The following is a 19,914-nucleotide window of genomic DNA, read 5'->3' on the forward strand; positions in this document are numbered from 1 at the left end:
AACTTCATTTAATCGACAATTCGTTGAGCTACAAATAAATCAAACAGGGGGTACATCAGACACAGCACTTACAAAGCATCAAACTTTAACCGGTTCAACGCGGCTACTGCGTTTGCCATCCGGGCTGGTCGAGCGGATCAACACCTCACCACTGACCTTAGGCTGCGCGTTGACATCATACTTCTGCCACTGCTTACCACCATCAGTTGAATACTCGATAATCAAGCCAGGCAGAGAGATATTGGCTTCCAACAGCCCGGTAACAATCCGCGCTCCCGGAACCGGCAAGCGATATGACACACCCGCTTTATCCAGTTTTGCCAGTTCGCGCTGGCCCATGATGTTGGCAAAACGCTGCCAGTCACTGTCCAATGCTTTGGTATCAACCCAGTGTGTTTCGCCACCTTTATACTCGCGACCCGCTTGATAGGTCTGCTCCCATGATGCGCGATGCCAGGCACGCTCAGCCAATGGCAACACCCGTGGGAAGATCATGTATTCCATCTGCTCATCAGTACGGACGGTTTCATTCCATGACTGACCAGAGATACCCTGTACACCCGGCCACGCTTTATCGCTCTTCGCGCTAAAGTGATTGCCGTCGCGATCCACGGAGGTTTCAGCGTTTTGCGGCATGTTATTGGGAGCGAAACTAAAGACCTTAGCCTCATCAGTGAAGCGCGTTGCCCAGTAGTAGCCGCGTTCATTCGGATTAACTTCATATGGCATATCGAAATAGACATAATCTGGATTGGAAGCTACAACTTCATAGCCTTTATTGGCCCAATCATTGATAGAATCAGCCCCGCCCCAGTAGAGGGTATCCCAGAAGTTGACGCCAACACGTTTGGTCGCAAACGCTTTGGCATCTTTCGCGTCTTTCAAACCATCCTGCCAGGCTTGCATCTTCTCGATACCGTGAGCATTGACCATCTTGCTGACTTCAATAGCGAAGTAGCTGGAAAGGTGCTCAACATCCTGAATCTTGCCTTGCTTAACCATGTCCTGACAGACCTGAGACTTGGCCCACGGCTTATCTTCAACACTCTTATCGATAATGCCCTTACCTGGTTCGATTGGGCCACCTTTGTCCTGGAACCCCGCCCCCAGACGAATGTTTTTCGCTTCATCACCGCCAAAGTGCCAGGTGGTCAGCGGCATTCCCGCGTCTTTATGCATCTGAGCCATTTCGCCAATCACTTTATCGACAAAGCGTTTGGACGAGTCCAGACATGGATTCAGATAGCTTTTGCGCTCATAGAACTGCACCGAGGTAGTATTAGAGTCATCCGTCGGGTCAACCAAGCGGAATTCGTTGGCTTCTTTTTCCTTACCCTGCTTCATCAGATTGTTGTAGCGCGCTTCCATCGAAACCACCGCTGCACGGGCATGTGCTGGCATATCAATCTCAGGAATGACATCAATCTGGCGCGCCTTAGCGTATTGCAAGATCTCAATATAATCGTCACGGGTAAAATGACCACTGCCCAGATTATTGCTATCCGGGCCAGAACCCAGTTGTGGCAACAGACAGGTGGTTTCAGTCAAGTCATGACAACGCTTACCACCGACATCCGTCAGTTCCGGCAAGCCTGGAATTTCAATACGCCAGCCTTCATCATCACTCAGATGGAAGTGGAATTTGTTCAGCTTATAAGCTGCCATCTGATCAAGCAGGCGCAGCACTGCATCTTTGGTTTTGAAGTTACGGCCCACATCGAGGAAAACACCACGGTATTCAAAGCGTGGTGCATCTTTCGCCTCAAGAGTAGCAATGTTCTTACTGCCGTCCGTCGGAACCAGAGAAAGGATGGATTGCAGACCATAGAATACGCCGGTTGGATCAAAACCAATCACCTGTGCGCCTTGCTCGCCAATATTCAGCTCATAAGCACCAGAAACCGCTAAATCACCTTTAAAAGCGGTGGGTTGAACCCCTGTTTTTATTGGGTAACCCGTCGCGTTCATCTTCAGCCCGAGTAACTCAAAGCGCTGCTGTACCGCCTTAGCAGCCGGTTTGGGTAACGCGTTCAGATCCAGTGCCACACCGTTACTCAAATCGATATCTTGTTGATAAACCTTAACATCCATTGGCGTCGGGATGATTTGCCCACGCAAGTTAGCCGCCGATAACGTTTTTACCGTTTCATTTTTGATAAAACGTGATTCTGGCGTCATCAGCACGTTATTGTCGTCTTTGGTGCGCTTCCACTGCGAGTCAGTAAACGGTGTCAGATATTCACTAATATCTTCAGTATCGGTATTTTTCAGGATTTTTGGCTTGGCATCGCCAGAAGTCGCGTACCAGCGTGGCATAAAATCAGTGTCAAACAACTGCCAGTACTCACCGGTGATGGGGATTTCAACGGCCTGATTGGCAGGGAAACCCGTAAATTTGGCCGTGGGTTCAATCTTATGCAGATCACCGGTTAGGTGAGTAATTTTAAACTGGCTGTTATCTACCGTCAGGATTTGGCGGATGCTGTGGAAGTAAATAGCCCAATCCTGGCCTTTGATTTCATCTCCCGTATTGGTCAGAGTAATAACTAACTTATTACAAGATGCCCAATCAGCCCCCAGCTTGGCACAATCCACACCATTTTCAGCAGCGCGGTTATCTAACAGTTTATAGTTAACGTTTAATGCACTGAGCTGGTCAACAGTCTGCTGATGGGTGGCATCCGCTTGTGCATATCCCATCAAACCAAAAGTCGCGGTTATCGCCGCCAACGCATTTAATCTAAATTTGTTCATCACTAACCTCGTCCGTAATGGTTATTGGCTATTGCCCTAATTACTTATAGTTTAATTACTGCGACTCGTACTGCTGGCGGCTGAGTTATTGCTGCGAATTTCCTGCCACAGCTTGCCACATTGCTCGTTATAAGCCTGGCCATTGCCAGTATGAGCCGCATCAATGCAACGTTGGTAATCCAATACCCGTACCGTTTCTTTGTCAGTAAAGGCTTGATGTGCTTTTTCTTGTTTCAAGACATTCAACACCGCTTTGCAAGGGATCAGCCTTTCCGGTTGACCTTCGCTGGCCGTCATACAGGCGCTGTAGGCTTGCTTGAGTTGGCTATCTTCCGACTGAACAGGCTGTTGTGGTGCACAGGCACTTAATCCCAACACCGCAGCAATAATAAAAAGCGTTTTCTTCATGGCAGGCACTCCATAATCCCCAGCATCACTGCCAGAGTGGGTTTATCAGGATCAGAAGATGGTAAATGGCGCAATCACGATGAATTTAACGTCTTTTTCATCCTGGAATACGTTACCGAAACCACCGCCATAGCTTGGGATATTGGTGTGGTTGTCGTACATGGTGTAGTGCAGTTTGAACAGCGTGCCTTTCGCACGGCCTTCTTGCAGGGTGTAGAGGACGTCAAAGTTCCATGCGGATTCTTTCAAACGGGTATTCTGGTCAAACTTCGGATTGGTGCTTGGTTTCGCATCCCAGCCATAAGCATAAGAGGTTCCAACCGCCCACCCTGCCAGATTCCAGTTTTTCAAGTCATACATCACGCCACCGAACAGCGCTTTTTCGCCGTTGGCGTTAAAATCAGAACGGGAATCCCACCAAACATCCAGGCGACCATTAGATGAAGCATAGCCCGGTGTCATACGTTGCAGGAAGTAGCCTTGATTACCGTCGGCTTTAGCCCAGGTTCCTTCCAGACGCAGATCGAATGGCCCGGTGGTGTAACCCAGTGTCAGTGCCTGCAACCATGCCAAACCGTCATAAACATCATTGATATTACTGGCACCGCCATCCACTTTATCTTTAGCACCGTAGAATTGGTAAGAAGTCCGCAGATCATTGCCCGCAACCGGGAAAGCATAAGAGGCTTTCGCAAAGTATTGGTCCATATAATCTTTAGCCTGACCGAATGCCGCTTCCATCACCAGTTTGTTTTTGAAGTCGTATTTAGCACCGATTGAGTGCAAGTAACTGACACCGGTCAAACCATCAGCCTGACGGAAGTTGTACATGTTCTGATACCACGGTGCTTTATATTCATCAGTCCACATGTAAGACATGGACAGTGCGCCCGCCGTATCAAAATCAAATTTCGCGCCGCCTTCCGCACCACGATAGGTCCCTGGCATAAAGCTCCAGTGCGGAGCCAGCAAGGTCTGGCCAGTCGGTTGGATATAACCCCCACGCGCCCAAAAATCGCCTAACTTAAATTTGGCAGCCGCTTTATAAACACTGACACCGCTCTTATCACCAGTCCACTTTTCGTCCCAACGGGTTTTGGCATCACTGAAACCAATTTCGTTCGGAGCAGCAGGGCCACTGTTGCTCATTTCAACCGCGCCAAACGCAGCCAGATCGATACCAAAGATGTCTGCCGCATAACCCGACGAGAAATCCAGATTGGCGTTAAATGTGGAGTGATGTAGGTTGGCAACGTATTTACCATATTCAGCACTTCCCGGCGTTAAATCCTTACGGTCACGCTGACGCTGCCAATAGTAAATACCGCCGGTCAGCGACGAATCATCAATAAAACCTTCAGCCTTGGCTTCTGGGGCTGCCATGAACCCCGTTCCTAACAATGCGCCCACGACGGCGAGCGCTAATGTTTTACGTTTTACATCGTGCGTAACCATAAGAAAAAAATCCTCTTTGACATCACATTTAAAGTGCGCCCTCTGTGTCCACCACAGCTCACAGGTGCCGCCTCAAAAAAAACCTAAATAGGTAAAATTTCTTGCCCGGAAGAAATTTCCGTTAGCAATTAGTTTTCAAAAAAACAATTTCGACAAAACAATTTTCAATAAAACAAACTCGTGCTGATGTGTTGCTGTAATACAGACTATTTTTCGCGACGCGAATTATCAATCAAAAATAAAGCTAACTTTTCAAAGTATGACAATGAGCACATAATTGTGAAAAATATTACCAAGTTCACAAAAGCTTAAAAAACAATGCATAGCATCCTTTTTTTGGCAAAAATAGTCTCTCATTGACATAATTGAATGGTTTCAGCTCGCACAATAAAATGTGATTTTTTTATTAAGATGAAGGTTTTTTATTCAGTTAATTTGCAAAGCGAATGTTTAAGAAAGACTTACAGTGAGTCACCTGGCGGGGAAGAAAGAGGTTAATAGGCCGTGATTGACCATGAGGTAATGCCGAGAGTAATGGAAAAGGAAATGCTCATTAGAGTTTAGTAAAATAAACTATTTCACGTTTTTAGGGGGTAAAAAAGGCGTGGACTAAGCCACGCCTTTTAGGGTTATTTGATACGTTAAAGCTTAGTTTGCCGCTTTAGCCGCCCAGGTGTCACGCAAGCCTACAGTGCGGTTAAACACTAAAGCATCTGGGCGTGAATAGTGGCTGTCAGCGCAGAAATAACCTTCACGTTCAAACTGGTAGGTTTTTTCTGGGTTCGCATTTGCCAGGCTCGGCTCAACAAAGCCCTGACGGATAACTAAAGATTCCGGGTTAATCGTCGATAAGAAGTCATCCGCCGCCGCCGGGTTTGGCACACTAAACAGGCGATCATATAAACGAATTTCCGCAGGCAGTGCATGAGCCACTGAAACCCAGTGAATAACGCCTTTCACTTTACGGCCATCGGCAGGATCTTTGTTGAGTGTTTCTGCATCAAAGCTGCAATAAAGTGTCGTAACATTACCTTCGGCGTCTTTCTCAACACGCTCGGCTTTGATGACATAAGCATTACGCAGGCGCACTTCTTTACCCAGCACCAGACGCTTATATTGCTTATTAGCTTCTTCACGGAAATCAGCACGATCGATATAAATTTCACTATCAAACGGCACCTGACGGGTACCCATATCTGGGTTATTTGGGTGATTTGGCATGGTGAGCCACTCTTCCCCAGCAACCCGGTTTTCGATAACCACTTTGATAGGGTCAAGCACCGCCATCGCCCGCGGCGCATTTTCGTTTAAATCGTCACGGATACAAGATTCCAGCGACATCATTTCAACGTTGTTATCCTGCTTGGTCACACCGATACGACGGCAGAATTCACGGATAGAGCCAGCGGTGTAGCCACGGCGACGCAAGCCAGAGATAGTCGGCATACGTGGGTCATCCCAGCCCTCTACCACCTTCTCGGTCACCAGTTGGTTCAGCTTGCGCTTAGACATGATGGTGTATTCGAGATTCAGGCGAGAGAACTCATACTGACGCGGATGACATTCAATGGAAATATTATCCAGCACCCAATCATACAGACGGCGGTTGTCCTGGAACTCCAGCGTGCAAAGTGAATGGGTGATCCCTTCAATCGCATCGGAAATGCAGTGGGTGAAGTCATACATCGGATAGATGCACCACTTGTTACCTGACTGATGATGCTCAGCGAATTTAATACGATATAGCACAGGATCACGCATTACGATAAATGGTGATGCCATATCAATTTTAGCGCGTAGGCAAGCTGTACCCTCCGCAAAGCCACCGTCACGCATTTTTTCAAACAGTGCCAGATTCTCTTCAATGCTGCGGTCGCGGTATGGGCTGTTTTTACCCGGTGCGGTCAATGTGCCGCGATATTCACGCATCTGTTCAGCACTCAGCTCATCGACATACGCCAGGCCTTTGTTAATCAGCTCTACTGCGTACTGATACAGTTGATCGAAGTAGTCTGAGGAGTAACGTATATCGCCGCTCCAGGTGAAGCCTAGCCACTCTACGTCGTGTTTAATTGACTCAACAAACTCCACATCTTCTTTCACTGGGTTGGTGTCATCAAAACGCAGATTACATTGGCCCTGATAGTCTTGGGCAATGCCAAAATTCAGACAAATAGATTTTGCATGGCCGATATGCAGATAGCCGTTTGGCTCTGGCGGAAAGCGGGTATGAACCGATGTATGTTTGCCGCTGGCTAAATCTTCGTCAATAATCTGACGGATAAAATTACTCGGGCGGGCTTCTGCCTCACTCATTGTTCTTTTCCTCAATGCAAACGCAACAAATATAACCGCATATTTACCTAATAGATTTCAAGATGCAGGAAGGCGGCAAACGAGAAAATCCCGATGAGCTTACATAAGTAAGTGATTCGGGTGACAAATCTGTCTGGAGCAGATTTGAACGCTGCTTGCAGCGGCCTCGCAGAGGCGAGGCCCAGGGATGGGCTGAGTAATGAGCGCAGCCAACACACCTGCAACTTGAAGGATGACAGGTATAATCCAACAAGCCCGGCCCGGAAACAACCGTTTGTTACCGTAAACAAAACAAAAAAACGGGAAGAGATTGCTCTCCTCCCGCTACTTTGATTAAAACTCAGGCCAGTGACTCAGTACATCAGCACTTTTTCACTGAGAATCTTAAACTGATTATTTACCCTGAATCTCAAACAACGGGCTTTGACCGGCAACCACAGAGCTGCCTGCCAATATTGAAATACCGGCATAATCATCAATATTACTGACCACAACTGGGCTAATCATTGAACGTGCATTCGCATTCAGATAAGCCAAGTCCAGCTCCAATACCGGCTGACCGGCAACCACGGTGGCACCCTCTTCAACCAGACGGGTAAAGCCCTGACCATTCAGTTTCACCGTATCAATCCCGATATGAACCACGATTTCAGCACCGGTTTCAGTTTCCAGGCAGAACGCATGGTCAGTATTGAAGATTTTCACGATAGTGCCGCTGGCCGGAGAAACCACGGTTTTATCGGTAGGACGAATAGCCACACCTTCACCAACGGCTTTGCTGGCAAAAGCTTCGTCAGGCACCTGATCCAATGCCACAACATCACCGGTAATCGGTGAAACCAGTATCAAAGAGGCACTCTTGCTGGTGTTAGCCGTATTAACCACAGCCTGAGGTTTGGCGGCAGGTGCTGCGCTACCGGTTGTTGCAGGAACCGGCCCACCGGCCAATACTACACGCATTGCCGAGGCAATCAGTTCCGCACGCGTCCCGACAATCACCTGTACACTTTGTTTGTTCAGACGAATAACCCCTGAAGCACCGAGGCGTTTAGCCACGCTATCATTCACCAGTGCAGAATCTTTCACATTCAAACGCAGACGGGTGATACAAGCATCAATCCCAGTCAGGTTGTCTGAGCCGCCGATAGCACCGATATAACGACGTGCCAGACCATTAATTTCACTTTCGTTGACTTCCGCAGTGTTATTAACATTGACGTCATAACCATCTTCCTCACTGCCTTCTACCGCCAGTTCGCGGCCTGGAGTCAGTAAGTTGAATTTCTTGATAGTGAAACGGAATACCACATAGTAAATGGCGAAGAACACCAAACCTTGTGGGATCAGCATGTACCAGTGAGTTGCCAGTGGATTGCGCGAAGAAAGCACCATATCCACCAGACCGGCGCTGAAACCAAAACCGGCAATCCAATGCATACTGGCGGCGATGAACACGGAAATCCCAGTCAACACGGCGTGGATAAAGTACAGCACCGGTGCCACGAACATGAAGGAGAACTCAAGAGGTTCGGTGATACCGGTGAAGAAAGCAGCAAATGCCCCCGCCATCATGATACCCGCCACTTTCGCTTTGTTTTCCGGACGTGCACAGTGGTAAATCGCCAACGCGGCACCCGGTAAACCGAACATCATAATAGGGAAGAACCCTGCCTGATAACGGCCCGTGATACCGACCACCGCTTTACCGGCGTCAATAGACTGTTGGCCACCCAGGAAGTTAGGAATATCGTTAATGCCGGCAACGTCAAACCAGAACACCGAGTTCAGGGCGTGATGCAAGCCGACGGGGATCAGTAAACGGTTGAAGAAGGCATAGATACCAGCCCCCACAGACCCCATGTCTTTGATATATTCACCGAAAGTCACCAACGCATTATAAATCAACGGCCAGACATACATCAGAATGAAGGCAACAGCGATCATCAGGAAGGAGGTCAGAATCGGAACCAGACGGCGGCCACTAAAGAAGGAGAGTGCTTTTGGCAGTTCAACGCTACTGAAACGGTTGTACAGTTCAGCAGAGATGATACCGACCAGAATACCCACAAACTGGTTATTGATTTTGCCGAATGCAGCAGGAACCTGATCAACCGGGATCTTCTGAATCATCGAAACCGCGGCTGGCGAGCACAGCGTGGTCAATACCAGGAAACCGACAAAGCCCGTCAGTGCCGCAGCACCGTCTTTGTCTTTTGACATACCATAAGCCACACCAATGGCGAACAGCACAGACATATTGTCGATAATAGCCGCACCGGACTTGATGAATAATGCCGCGAGCGCATTATCACCCCCCCAGCTTACCGGGTCGATCCAATAACCGACACCCATCAAAATCGCGGCTGCCGGCAGTGTGGCCACAGGGACCATCAACGCCCGACCCACTTTTTGCAAGTAACTAAGAATATTCACTTTTCCCCCTATTCGTCCGATATCGGACCCTTTAAGTAGTTTATTTAATTGACTCACTACCTTTTAGAAAAACGCATGGTTCACTTTTATTTATTTACTGTGTGTATTGCTCATTATGGAGTGTAAAAAAATTATTTCGTAACGCAAATTAAAACCCCCTATTTTGTGATAAATGTCACCAAAAAACAGTGAAAAAGCACCAATTCACTAGCCATGATACAAAACTTATTTTATCATTCGAAAAATGAACAAAGCATTGTATCAACGCATGAGTCAAAATCTGAGTTACGCTTAGCTGAATGACTCAAACCGCGTAGAGTATAGTCACTATTCGCAATCACAGAGGTGCAAGATGAGACTTATCCCACTGAAAAACACCACAGAAGTTGGTAAATGGGCCGCAAGACATATTGTTAACCGCATCAATGCATTTAAACCGACGGCTGAACGCCCGTTTGTACTGGGCCTGCCAACCGGCGGCACACCGATGGAGGCGTACAAGCACCTGGTTGCCCTGCATAAAGCCGGGGAAGTTAGCTTCAAGAATGTTGTGACCTTCAACATGGATGAATATGTCGGGCTGCCTAAAGAACATCCGGAAAGCTATTACACCTTCATGCACAGCAACTTCTTTAATCATGTTGATATTCCGGCTGAAAACATCAACCTGCTGAATGGTAATGCCGCTGATATCGATGCCGAATGCCGCCGTTACGAAGAGAAAATTAAGTCTTACGGCAAAATTCACCTGTTCATGGGTGGCGTGGGCGTTGACGGCCATATCGCATTCAATGAACCTGCGTCCTCTTTGGCCTCCCGCACTCGTATCAAAACCCTGACGCAAGAAACCCGTATCGCGAACTCACGTTTCTTTGGTGGTGATGCAAACCTTGTGCCGAAATATGCACTTACAGTAGGTGTGGGGACATTGCTGGATGCGGAAGAAGTGATGATTTTGGTGACCGGCCACGGTAAAGCACAAGCCTTGCAAGCGGCGGTCGAAGGGAGTATCAACCACATGTGGACCATCAGTTGCCTGCAACTACATGCCAAAGCCATCATGGTGTGTGATGAACCTTCAACAATGGAATTAAAGGTTAAAACCGTAAAATACTTCCACGAATTGGAAGCCGAAAACATCAAAGATCTGTAATAGTCATCAGGGGGCTAAGATGTACGCTTTAACTCACGGTCGTATTTATACCAGCCATGAAGTACTGGATAATCATGCTGTTATCGTGGCTAACGGATTGATCGAACGTATCTGTCCTGCCGATGAACTTCCGGCTGGCATTGAGGTACGCGACTTGGGTGGTGCCATTCTGGCCCCCGGTTTTATTGATGTGCAGTTGAATGGCTGCGGTGGTGTGCAATTCAATGATTCACTTGAAGCCATCAGCGAAAAAACGCTGGAAATTATGCAGCGCGCGAATGAAAAGTCAGGATGCACCAGCTTCCTGCCGACACTGATTACTTGCAGTGATGAATATATGAAGCACGGCGTTGATGTCATGCGCTCATATCTGCAAAAAAATCAGCATCAGGCTATCGGCCTGCATCTGGAAGGGCCTTATATCAGCCCACAGAAAAAGGCACCCATAACCCGGCGTTTATCCGTAAGCCCAGTGCTGAAATGATTGATTATCTGTGTGCCAATACCGATGTGATTACCAAGCTCACTCTGGCACCGGAAATGGTTGACGCTAAATATATTCGTCAATTGACCGAGGCTGGCATTCTGGTTTCTGCCGGTCACTCGAATGCCACCTACCCGCAAGCCCGCAAAGGCTTTGCCGCCGGTATCCGTTTCGCGACGCACCTTTATAATGCAATGCCGTATATCTCAGGGCGCGAGCCAGGTTTAATTGGTGCAATTTTCGATACACCGGAAGTCTATACCGGCGTAATCGCGGATGGCTTACATGTCGACTGGGCCAATATCCGCAATGCCAAACGCATCAAAGGTGACAAGCTGGTACTGGTTACAGATGCCACCGCACCGGCTGGCGCTGAAATTGATCAATTTATTTTTGCTGGTAAAACAATATACTATCGCGATGGCTTATGTGTGGATGAAAACGGCACCTTAAGCGGTTCAGCTCTGACCATGATCGAAGCGGTACAAAATAGCGTCGAACATGTTGGTATCGCGCTGGATGAAACACTGCGTATGGCGACACTTTATGCGGCCCGCGCCATTGGCGTGGATAAGCAGTTAGGGAGTATTGAAGTCGGCAAAGTTGCCAACCTGACTGCCTTTACCCGCGATTATAAAATCACTAAAACCATCGTTAACGGCAACGAGGTTTTAAAATAAGCGAGTAATTGTATTGATGAGCACTGGCGGACAGTCACAAATTGGTAATGTGGACCTTGTTAAGCAACTCAATGGTGCCGTTGTTTATCGGCTAATTGACCAACAAGGCCCGATATCGCGTATTCAAATTGCCGACCTCAGCCAGCTCGCCCCCGCCAGTGTCACCAAAATCACCCGCCAACTGCTGGAACGGGGGCTTATCAAAGAAGTTGACCAACAAGCCTCCACCGGCGGTCGCCGAGCCATATCGATAGTCACCGAAAATCGTCAATTCCACACGGTTGCTGTTCGTTTAGGCCGCCACGATGCGACTATCACCCTGTTCGATATGAGCGGTAAATCGCTGGGTGAAGAGCACTATGCGCTGCCTGAACGCACGCAAGAAACGCTGGAACACGCCCTATTCAATATTATCAGTCAGTTCATTGAGGCTTATCAGCGCAAATTAAATGAACTGATTGCGATCGCCGTTATCCTCCCCGGTTTGGTTGAGCCAAGCAAAGGTATCGTGCGCTATATGCCACATATCAGCGTCAACAACTGGCCATTAGTCGAAAATCTGCAAAATCGTTTTAATGTTACCAGCTTCGTTGGTCACGATATTCGCAGCCTGGCACTGGCCGAGCACTACTTTGGTGCAACCCGTGACTGTGAGGATTCTATTCTGGTTCGTCTGCACCGCGGCACCGGTGCCGGTATCATTGTTAACAGCCAAATATTTTTAGGCAGCAACGGTAACGTGGGCGAAATCGGCCATATTCAAATTGATCCGCTGGGTGAGCGCTGCTATTGCGGCAATTTTGGTTGCCTCGAAACCGTGGCATCCAATGCCGCGATTGAAAACCGGGTGCGCCACCTGCTCACGCAGGGCTATCCGAGCAAACTGACGTTAGATGATTGCCATATCGCCGCCATCTGTAAAGCCGCTAACCGGGGTGACCTGCTGGCGGTTGAAGTGATTGAACATGTCGGCCGCTACCTGGGCAAAGCCATCTCAATTGCGATCAACTTATTTAATCCGCAAAAAGTGGTCATTGCGGGGGAAATTATCGAAGCCGAGAAAATTCTGTTGGCCGCCATTCAGAGTTGCATTAATACGCAAGTATTGAAAAACTTCCGCCAGAATCTGCCTATCGTCACGTCACAGCTAGATCACCAGTCAGCAATCGGTGCCTTCGCGCTGGCTAAACGCGCCATGTTGAACGGCGTTTTGCTACAACGTCTGCTGGAAAACTAATTCCTATATATTCTCAATAACTCGAGTTGCAGGAAGGCGACAAGCGCAAGACAAATGGGTTATAAACCATGTTGAGCAGCGCCTGCGCTGGCCCGTAGAATCAATAATCCCGATGAGTTGATGCCAATCAATGATTCGGGTGATAAATCTACCGGGAGCAGATTTGAACGCGGCTCGCAGCGGCCTGGTAGAGGTGAGACCTATCGATGGGCCGAGTAACGAACGCAGTCAACACACATGTAGCTTGAAAAATAACGAGTAAAGATAAGAAAGTGGCAGGGTTAGTTTCGCAATCTGCCATGTTATAGTGACTCATTGCTGCGGCTAAAAGAGTAATTTAAACAATGACAATTAAAAGTGTTATTTGCGATATCGATGGTGTGCTGTTACATGACAATATTGCAATTCCTGGTGCTAATGATTTCCTGGCCCGGATTCAAGAAGCCGGAATGCCGCTGGTTATTCTCACCAACTACCCATCACAAACCGCGCAGGATCTGGCTAACCGCTTCAGCTCTGCCGGGTTGGATGTACCAGAAAGTGCCTTTTATACCTCTGCAATGGCCACCGCCGATTTCCTGCGCAATCAGGAAGGCAAAAAAGCCTATGTGGTAGGAGAAGGCGCACTAGTACACGAATTATATAAGGCTGGCTTTACTATCACTGATATCAATCCTGATTTTGTGATTGTCGGTGAAACCCGCTCTTATAATTGGGATATGATGCATAAAGCGGCCTATTTCGTCGCCAACGGTGCGCGCTTTATTGCCACCAATCCGGATAGTCACGGTCATGGATTTGCACCAGCCTGTGGCGCATTATGCGCCCCGATAGAGAAAATCTCTGGCCGCAAACCATTTTATGTCGGTAAACCCAGTCCGTGGATCATTCGCGCCGCACTGAATAAAATGCATGCTCATTCAGAAAGCACCGTCATTGTGGGTGATAACCTGCGTACTGATATTCTGGCCGGTTTCCAGGCCGGTTTGAAAACGATTCTGGTGCTATCCGGTGTTTCAACGCTAACAGATATTGAAGCCATGCCATTTCGCCCGAACTACGTTTTCTCTTCCGTGGTTGATATCAATATTATCTAATCTCTGTTGGCGGCTCCGGTCGCCACTCCCTTTTTTGGTGCGGTGCACCAAAGTTTCTTGCCATTACGCCCTGTTTTGGCGCATTTTCTTTTATAGCCTTCGTCCTTAAAGCTACAGGGGCGTTAGCTGCGCGCACTCACCCAAATCACTTACTTGAGTAAGCTCATTGGGATTTGCTTGCTGGCCGCCTACCTGCAACGCCAAGTGCTTTGGGTATATGTTCTCATGAGAAAGTCCACTATAGCGGTGAATTCGGCACACGATAAATTGGCGTGTTTTTTGCATCAGGTTTATAAATCATTCGGATAACTGCACCTCATCACCGCCAAAGCAGAGACGTTAGGGAGATTATTATGTGTTCTATTTTCGGGGTTCTCGACCTTAAAACCGACCCCATTGAGTTACGCAAAAAAGCGCTGGAAATGTCACGTTTAATGCGACACCGTGGCCCGGATTGGTCAGGTGTTTGGGCTAACGATAAAGCCATTCTCGCCCACGAGCGTTTGTCTATCGTTGACGTCAATACCGGTGCTCAGCCCCTGCTTAATGCGGCTCACACGCACATTCTGGCAGTTAACGGTGAAATTTATAATCACCAGGCACTCCGTCAGCAATATGGTGACCGCTACGCCTTCCAAACCGGATCTGACTGTGAAGTCATTCTGGCGCTGTATCAGGAAAAAGGGTCTGAGTTCCTCGATGACCTGCAAGGCATGTTCGCTTTCGTCCTATACGATACAGAAAAAGATGCTTACCTGATTGGCCGCGACCATCTGGGTATTATCCCGCTGTATATGGGCCATGATGAGAACGGCAACATGTTTGTCGCCTCCGAAATGAAAGCACTGGTTCCGGTTTGCCGCACCATTAAAGAATTCCCGGCTGGCAGCTATCTGTGGAGTCAGGATGGGGAAATTCGCGAATATTATCATCGTGATTGGTTTGATTTCGATAATGTTAAAGACAACGTTACCGATAAAGTTGAGCTGGCAAACGCATTAGAAGATGCGGTTAAAAGTCATTTGATGTCCGACGTGCCTTACGGCGTACTGCTGTCTGGCGGTTTGGATTCCTCGGTTATTTCTGCCATTACCAAAAAATTTGCCGCCCGCCGGGTAGAAGATGACGAACGCAGTGAAGCCTGGTGGCCACAACTGCACTCTTTTGCTGTTGGGCTGATTGGTTCACCGGATTTACGTGCCGCGCAAGAAGTGGCAAACCATCTGGGCACGGTGCATCATGAAATTCACTTCACCGTGCAGGAAGGTCTGGATGCCATCCGCGATGTGATTTATCACATTGAAACTTATGATGTCACCACCATCCGCGCCTCAACGCCGATGTACTTGATGTCACGTAAAATCAAAGCGATGGGCATCAAAATGGTGCTGTCTGGTGAAGGATCTGACGAAGTGTTCGGCGGTTACCTCTATTTCCACAAAGCACCAAACGCCAAAGAATTACATGAAGAAACGGTCCGTAAGTTGCTGGCTCTGCATATGTATGACTGCGCCCGCGCCAACAAAGCCATGTCTGCCTGGGGGGTTGAAGCCCGCGTACCGTTCCTGGATAAGAACTTCCTTGATGTTGCGATGCGCATCAACCCACAAGACAAAATGTGCGGTAACGGTAAAATGGAAAAACATGTCCTGCGTGAATGTTTTGAATCCTACCTACCGCATAGCGTCGCATGGCGTCAGAAAGAGCAATTCTCCGATGGTGTCGGTTACAGTTGGATTGACACATTAAAAGAGAAAGCCGCAGAGCAAGTGACTGATCAACAAATGGAAACTGCTCACTTCCGCTTCCCGTACAATACGCCATCCTCTAAAGAGGGTTACTTGTATCGCGAAATTTTTGAAGAGTTATTCCCACTGCCGAGTGCGGCTGAGTGTGTGCCTGGTGGCCCATCAGTGGCTTGTTCATCGGCTAAAGCTATTGAATGGGATGAATCATTCAAAAGTATGGATGATCCTTCAGGACGTGCTGTTGGTGTGCATCAGGACGCTTATAAATAATCGAAAATGATGGTATGGCGCGAGTCTGCCTGCCTGCCCTGTCGGACTCTCAAGGCCACCCTCGGGTGGCCTTGTCTTTTGCTGGCAAATTCAACAATTAATCAAGATAACTGCTGCTTTAATCACCAGTCTGTTCACTCACCACACAAACGAACCCTTTCAGCGCTTTTTTGGGAAAAAATTAGTTGACGCAATTCGGCCATATACGCATAATGCGCCCCGCAACGCCGATGAAGGTTGTGCAGAAAAAAGATGGCTACGTAGCTCAGCTGGTTAGAGCACAGCACTCATAATGCTGGGGTCACAGGTTCGATTCCCGTCGTAGCCACCATCTTTTTTCATGTATGCGGGAGTGGCGAAATTGGTAGACGCACTAGATTTAGGTTCTAGCGCCGCAAGGTGTGCGAGTTCAAGTCTCGCCTCCCGCACCATTTTTATCGGTTGTCACAGTAGATGGGATATCGCCAAGCGGTAAGGCACCAGGTTTTGATCCTGGCATTCCCAGGTTCGAATCCTGGTATCCCAGCCATTTCTTTGAAATGGAATACTGTTAGACGGACGTTGTGTCTTGAACGTGCTAAATCAGTATAAAGAATTGTATTTCAGTTGGGATATCGCCAAGCGGTAAGGCACCAGGTTTTGATCCTGGCATTCCCAGGTTCGAATCCTGGTATCCCAGCCATACAATTTCCCAAAGTTAAAGATTTAAAGATGGCTACGTAGCTCAGCTGGTTAGAGCACAGCACTCATAATGCTGGGGTCACAGGTTCGATTCCCGTCGTAGCCACCATCTTTTGGGGTATCGCCAAGCGGTAAGGCACTGGATTCTGATTCCAGCATTCCGAGGTTCGAATCCTCGTACCCCAGCCAAATTTAGAAAAGCTCGCTTCGGCGGGCTTTTTGCGTTTTGGGATTTGGCTTGTTCGCGGCGATGAAATTTGCGTTTTGCTTTTCAATAAAAAAAGAAGCAGCGCGCTCGCAGCCGCCAGAAAACAACGCCCCTGGCGACAAGTGATTACAATCTCTACAGCCCTAATGCATACCTCAATGCACGCTCTTTCAACTTGCCCGCGCGTTGGGCGGCCATCAATGCCAGGTTACGCACAAATTTCACTGGCGGCAGGTCATTACTGAATGCGGTATAAAACAGATCCATGCCACTTTGCATCATCATATTATCGGTACGGCGGCGGCGCTGATAACGGAGTAACACCTGCTCGCTATACCACGGTTGCGCTAACTCACGCGCCTGATGAAGTACGTCCAACAACGCATCCACATCGCGATACCCCAAATTAACCCCCTGCCCAGCCAGCGGATTGATGGTATGGGCCGCATCCCCCAGTAATACCAAACCCGGCTGTACATAGTGCTGGGCGTGACGTCGAACCAGCGGGAAAGACCCTGCGGCAATGGCGTTAACAGCGCCCAAACGAGACGGAAATGCCGCTGCAATGGCTTGATTCAGTTGCGCCATTGGCATGGCCTGAAGCTGGCGGATACGCTGCGGGTTGTCGTACCAGACCAAGGATGCCCAGTTATTAAACAGCGGCAAGAACGCTCGTGGGCCTGTTGGGAAGAACTGCTGCCAGGTGGTGTCTTGTTGAGCGCTATCGGTTTCGACCGTGATTAACATGCAGGACTGGCGATACTGCCAACCACTGGTGCCAATCCCCGCCAACCGCCGTACTAACGAATTCGCACCATCGGCCCCCACCACTAAACGGCCCTGTATCTCTTGTTGAGCCTCTAATGTGATATTCCAGCACTCATCTACTCTGATCATGCTTTGCAGCCGTGACGGGCACAGCAGCGTCAAATTAGGGCATTCAGCCATCTGTTGCCATAACGCCAACTGCAAAACACGGTTTTCAACCATAAAGCCCAGTTCAGGCAGCGACAGTGATGCCGCATCAAATACCACCAGTGACCCTGGCTGCTCCCAGGTTTCCAATCGACGATAAGGGGCATAACGCATCTGTTGCACCCGCGCCCAAGCGCCAAGTTGCTTTAGCAATGACACCGAAGTGCAGCCAATGGCTGAGACGCGTAAATCAGGCGTACTCTCGGTGTCAAATGGTGCGGGGGCTTCATGTTCCAGTACGGCAACGGACCAACCCTGTTGTGCCAATCCCAATGCAGCGGCAGCACCTACCATGCCACCACCCACGACCACAACATCATAATTTGGTTGCGTTTTATTCATTTTCGCCATGTTTTAAAAGTTAAAATAACACCTGCACCGGCAAGCGTTTTGTTTGCGCTAAGTGTACCGGATTTTTCATCATTCAACAGGATAAGTAAGTTGTTCTGCGGTGGTCATCGCAACGCCAAATGACTACAATACCCCTTAACTACTGAGCCTTTGCGCCTGGCTAACAACGTGGAGCACCGCACCGAGCGATGTGATTTTGATGATGAATGACTTAATGACAAAAAAACTGCATATCAAAACCTGGGGCTGCCAGATGAATGAATATGATTCATCTAAAATGGCAGATTTGCTGGCCAGCACCCACGGTTACCAGTTAACGGCGATCCCGGAAGAAGCCGATTTACTGCTACTGAATACCTGTTCAATTCGCGAAAAAGCGCAAGAAAAAGTATTCAGTCTGCTTGGCCACTGGAAATTACTGAAAGAAAAGAATCCTAATCTGATCATCGGGGTTGGCGGGTGTGTCGCGTCGCAAGAAGGTGAGCATTTACGCCTGCGCGCACCTTGCGTTGATGTCATTTTTGGGCCGCAGACTCTGCACCGTTTGCCGGAAATGATTAACCACGTACAAGGCACTCACAGCCCGGTGGTAGATATCAGTTTTCCGGAAATTGAAAAGTTTGACCGGCTGCCAGAGCCACGAGCTGAAGGCCCGACTGCATTTGTCTCCATCATGGAAGGCTGCAACAAATATTGCACTTTTTGCGTGGTGCCATACACCCGTGGCGAGGAAGTCAGCCGCCCATGTGACGATATTCTGTTTGAAATCGCGCAATTAGCTGCTCAGGGTGTGCGGGAAGTGAATCTACTTGGTCAGAATGTAAATGCTTATCGTGGCGCAACTTATGAGGGTGACACCTGTAGTTTTGCCGAATTATTGCGGCTGGTTGCTGCTATTGATGGCATTGACAGAATACGTTTTACTACCAGCCATCCGATTGAATTTACTGATGATATTATTGAAGTGTACCGTGATACGCCGGAGTTGGTGAGCTTTCTGCATCTGCCGGTGCAAAGTGGTTCTGACCGCATCCTGACAATGATGAAACGCGCTCATACTGCACTGGAATACAAAGCGATTATCCGTAAACTGCGTCAGGCGCGGCCCGATATCCAGATAAGTTCTGATTTTATTATCGGTTTCCCCGGTGAAACTCAGCAAGATTTCGAGCAAACCATGAAACTGGTGGCAGATATTGGTTTCGATACCAGCTACAGCTTTATTTACTCTCCACGCCCCGGCACACCAGCGGCAGAATTGCCCGATGATGTCAGCGAAGAAGAGAAAAAGCAGCGGCTGCATATCCTGCAACAACGCATTACTCAGCAAGCAATGGGCATCAGCCGTGAAATGGTCGGTACTGTGCAACGAATTCTGGTCGAAAGCACATCGCGTAAAAATGTGATGGAACTGGCTGGGCGCACGGAAAATAATCGGGTCGTCAATTTTGCAGGTTCGCCGGAACTGATGGGTAAATTTGTTGATGTCGAGATTGTCGATGTTTATGCCAGCTCGTTGCGCGGGGCTTTGCTGCGTACCGAAGGCCAAATGGACTTGCGCATTCATGAATCACCGCAATCGGTGATTGCCCGTACCCGTAAAGAAAATGAGATTGGTGTCGGGCTTTACCAACCTTGAATTCCTGTGACTCGCACCAATATAC

The 19,914-nt window shown here is 48.5% G+C and carries 11 protein-coding genes, 6 tRNA genes and 1 pseudogene; 12 read left to right on the top strand and 6 right to left on the bottom strand.

Going from position 1 to position 19,914, the window contains the following annotated elements; genetic code table 11:
* Positions 1-78: 78 nt before the first annotated feature.
* The 5 genes from YALDO0001_RS05580 to nagE form a co-directional block, all read right to left on the bottom strand.
* The gene (locus YALDO0001_RS05580; RefSeq protein ID WP_042839466.1) at positions 79-2,754 is read right to left on the bottom strand and encodes a beta-N-acetylhexosaminidase; all 2,676 of its coding nucleotides are present in this window, start codon (positions 2,752-2,754) and stop codon (positions 79-81) included.
* A 51-nt stretch (positions 2,755-2,805) separates the two neighbouring features.
* On the bottom strand, positions 2,806-3,162 hold the full coding sequence (gene chiQ / locus YALDO0001_RS05585) for a ChiQ/YbfN family lipoprotein (RefSeq protein ID WP_042839467.1): 357 nt from the start codon (positions 3,160-3,162) through the stop codon (positions 2,806-2,808).
* 51 nt (positions 3,163-3,213) lie between these two features.
* Positions 3,214-4,617: a chitoporin ChiP gene (chiP, locus tag YALDO0001_RS05590; protein WP_004700754.1), complete on the bottom strand. Its 1,404-nt coding sequence runs from the start codon at positions 4,615-4,617 to the stop codon at positions 3,214-3,216.
* Positions 4,618-5,265: 648 nt separating this feature from the next.
* Complete coding sequence (gene glnS / locus YALDO0001_RS05595) at positions 5,266-6,933, bottom strand: glutamine--tRNA ligase (RefSeq protein ID WP_004700756.1); 1,668 nt, start codon at positions 6,931-6,933, stop codon at positions 5,266-5,268.
* A 393-nt stretch (positions 6,934-7,326) separates the two neighbouring features.
* Positions 7,327-9,366: an N-acetylglucosamine-specific PTS transporter subunit IIBC gene (nagE, locus tag YALDO0001_RS05600; RefSeq protein ID WP_042548189.1), complete on the bottom strand. Its 2,040-nt coding sequence runs from the start codon at positions 9,364-9,366 to the stop codon at positions 7,327-7,329.
* A 352-nt stretch (positions 9,367-9,718) separates the two neighbouring features.
* On the opposite strand from nagE, the gene nagB reads away from it, so the two are divergent.
* The 11 genes and pseudogenes from nagB (at position 9,719) to YALDO0001_RS05655 (ending at position 16,905) form a co-directional block, all read left to right on the top strand.
* Positions 9,719-10,519, top strand: a complete 801-nt coding sequence (gene nagB / locus YALDO0001_RS05605) for a glucosamine-6-phosphate deaminase (protein ID WP_004700761.1) — start codon at positions 9,719-9,721, stop codon at positions 10,517-10,519.
* Between the two features lie 19 nt (positions 10,520-10,538).
* A pseudogene (gene nagA / locus YALDO0001_RS05610) lies at positions 10,539-11,683 on the top strand (N-acetylglucosamine-6-phosphate deacetylase).
* A 16-nt stretch (positions 11,684-11,699) separates the two neighbouring features.
* Positions 11,700-12,920: a DNA-binding transcriptional regulator NagC gene (gene nagC, locus YALDO0001_RS05615; protein WP_042548186.1), complete on the top strand. Its 1,221-nt coding sequence runs from the start codon at positions 11,700-11,702 to the stop codon at positions 12,918-12,920.
* A gap of 344 nt (positions 12,921-13,264) precedes the next feature.
* Positions 13,265-14,017: an HAD-IIA family hydrolase gene (locus YALDO0001_RS05620; RefSeq protein ID WP_004700769.1), complete on the top strand. Its 753-nt coding sequence runs from the start codon at positions 13,265-13,267 to the stop codon at positions 14,015-14,017.
* A gap of 353 nt (positions 14,018-14,370) precedes the next feature.
* Positions 14,371-16,035, top strand: coding sequence for an asparagine synthase B (asnB, locus tag YALDO0001_RS05625; RefSeq protein WP_004700770.1), 1,665 nt, complete (start codon positions 14,371-14,373; stop codon positions 16,033-16,035).
* Positions 16,036-16,289: 254 nt separating this feature from the next.
* Positions 16,290-16,366, top strand: a tRNA-Met gene (locus tag YALDO0001_RS05630).
* A gap of 15 nt (positions 16,367-16,381) precedes the next feature.
* Positions 16,382-16,466: transfer RNA gene (locus YALDO0001_RS05635), tRNA-Leu, on the top strand.
* A 23-nt stretch (positions 16,467-16,489) separates the two neighbouring features.
* Positions 16,490-16,564: transfer RNA gene (locus YALDO0001_RS05640), tRNA-Gln, on the top strand.
* Between the two features lie 78 nt (positions 16,565-16,642).
* Positions 16,643-16,717, top strand: a tRNA-Gln gene (locus tag YALDO0001_RS05645).
* 31 nt (positions 16,718-16,748) lie between these two features.
* Positions 16,749-16,825, top strand: a tRNA-Met gene (locus YALDO0001_RS05650).
* A gap of 5 nt (positions 16,826-16,830) precedes the next feature.
* Positions 16,831-16,905: transfer RNA gene (locus tag YALDO0001_RS05655), tRNA-Gln, on the top strand.
* A 154-nt stretch (positions 16,906-17,059) separates the two neighbouring features.
* On the opposite strand, the gene ubiF is transcribed toward YALDO0001_RS05655, so the two are convergent.
* On the bottom strand, positions 17,060-18,241 hold the full coding sequence (gene ubiF / locus YALDO0001_RS05660; RefSeq protein WP_042839472.1) for a 3-demethoxyubiquinol 3-hydroxylase: 1,182 nt from the start codon (positions 18,239-18,241) through the stop codon (positions 17,060-17,062).
* A 223-nt stretch (positions 18,242-18,464) separates the two neighbouring features.
* On the opposite strand from ubiF, the gene miaB reads away from it, so the two are divergent.
* The gene (miaB, locus tag YALDO0001_RS05665; protein ID WP_042839473.1) at positions 18,465-19,889 is read left to right on the top strand and encodes a tRNA (N6-isopentenyl adenosine(37)-C2)-methylthiotransferase MiaB; all 1,425 of its coding nucleotides are present in this window, start codon (positions 18,465-18,467) and stop codon (positions 19,887-19,889) included.
* The last annotated feature ends 25 nt before the right edge of the window (positions 19,890-19,914 follow it).

The organism is Yersinia aldovae ATCC 35236 (genome assembly GCF_000173735.1).
GTDB classification, from domain to species: Bacteria; Pseudomonadota; Gammaproteobacteria; order Enterobacterales; family Enterobacteriaceae; genus Yersinia; species Yersinia aldovae.

What these genes read in the sequence shown, in the direction of transcription:
- YALDO0001_RS05580 (WP_042839466.1), bottom strand. Translation starts at nt 2,754, where the DNA reads ATGAACAAATTTAGATTAAATGCGTTGGCGGCGATAACCGCGACTTTT.
- chiQ (WP_042839467.1), bottom strand. Translation starts at nt 3,162, where the DNA reads ATGAAGAAAACGCTTTTTATTATTGCTGCGGTGTTGGGATTAAGTGCC.
- chiP (WP_004700754.1), bottom strand. Translation starts at nt 4,617, where the DNA reads ATGGTTACGCACGATGTAAAACGTAAAACATTAGCGCTCGCCGTCGTG.
- glnS (WP_004700756.1), bottom strand. Translation starts at nt 6,933, where the DNA reads ATGAGTGAGGCAGAAGCCCGCCCGAGTAATTTTATCCGTCAGATTATT.
- nagB (WP_004700761.1), top strand. Translation starts at nt 9,719, where the DNA reads ATGAGACTTATCCCACTGAAAAACACCACAGAAGTTGGTAAATGGGCC.
- nagC (WP_042548186.1), top strand. Translation starts at nt 11,700, where the DNA reads ATGAGCACTGGCGGACAGTCACAAATTGGTAATGTGGACCTTGTTAAG.
- YALDO0001_RS05620 (WP_004700769.1), top strand. Translation starts at nt 13,265, where the DNA reads ATGACAATTAAAAGTGTTATTTGCGATATCGATGGTGTGCTGTTACAT.
- asnB (WP_004700770.1), top strand. Translation starts at nt 14,371, where the DNA reads ATGTGTTCTATTTTCGGGGTTCTCGACCTTAAAACCGACCCCATTGAG.
- ubiF (WP_042839472.1), bottom strand. Translation starts at nt 18,241, where the DNA reads ATGAATAAAACGCAACCAAATTATGATGTTGTGGTCGTGGGTGGTGGC.
- miaB (WP_042839473.1), top strand. Translation starts at nt 18,465, where the DNA reads ATGACAAAAAAACTGCATATCAAAACCTGGGGCTGCCAGATGAATGAA.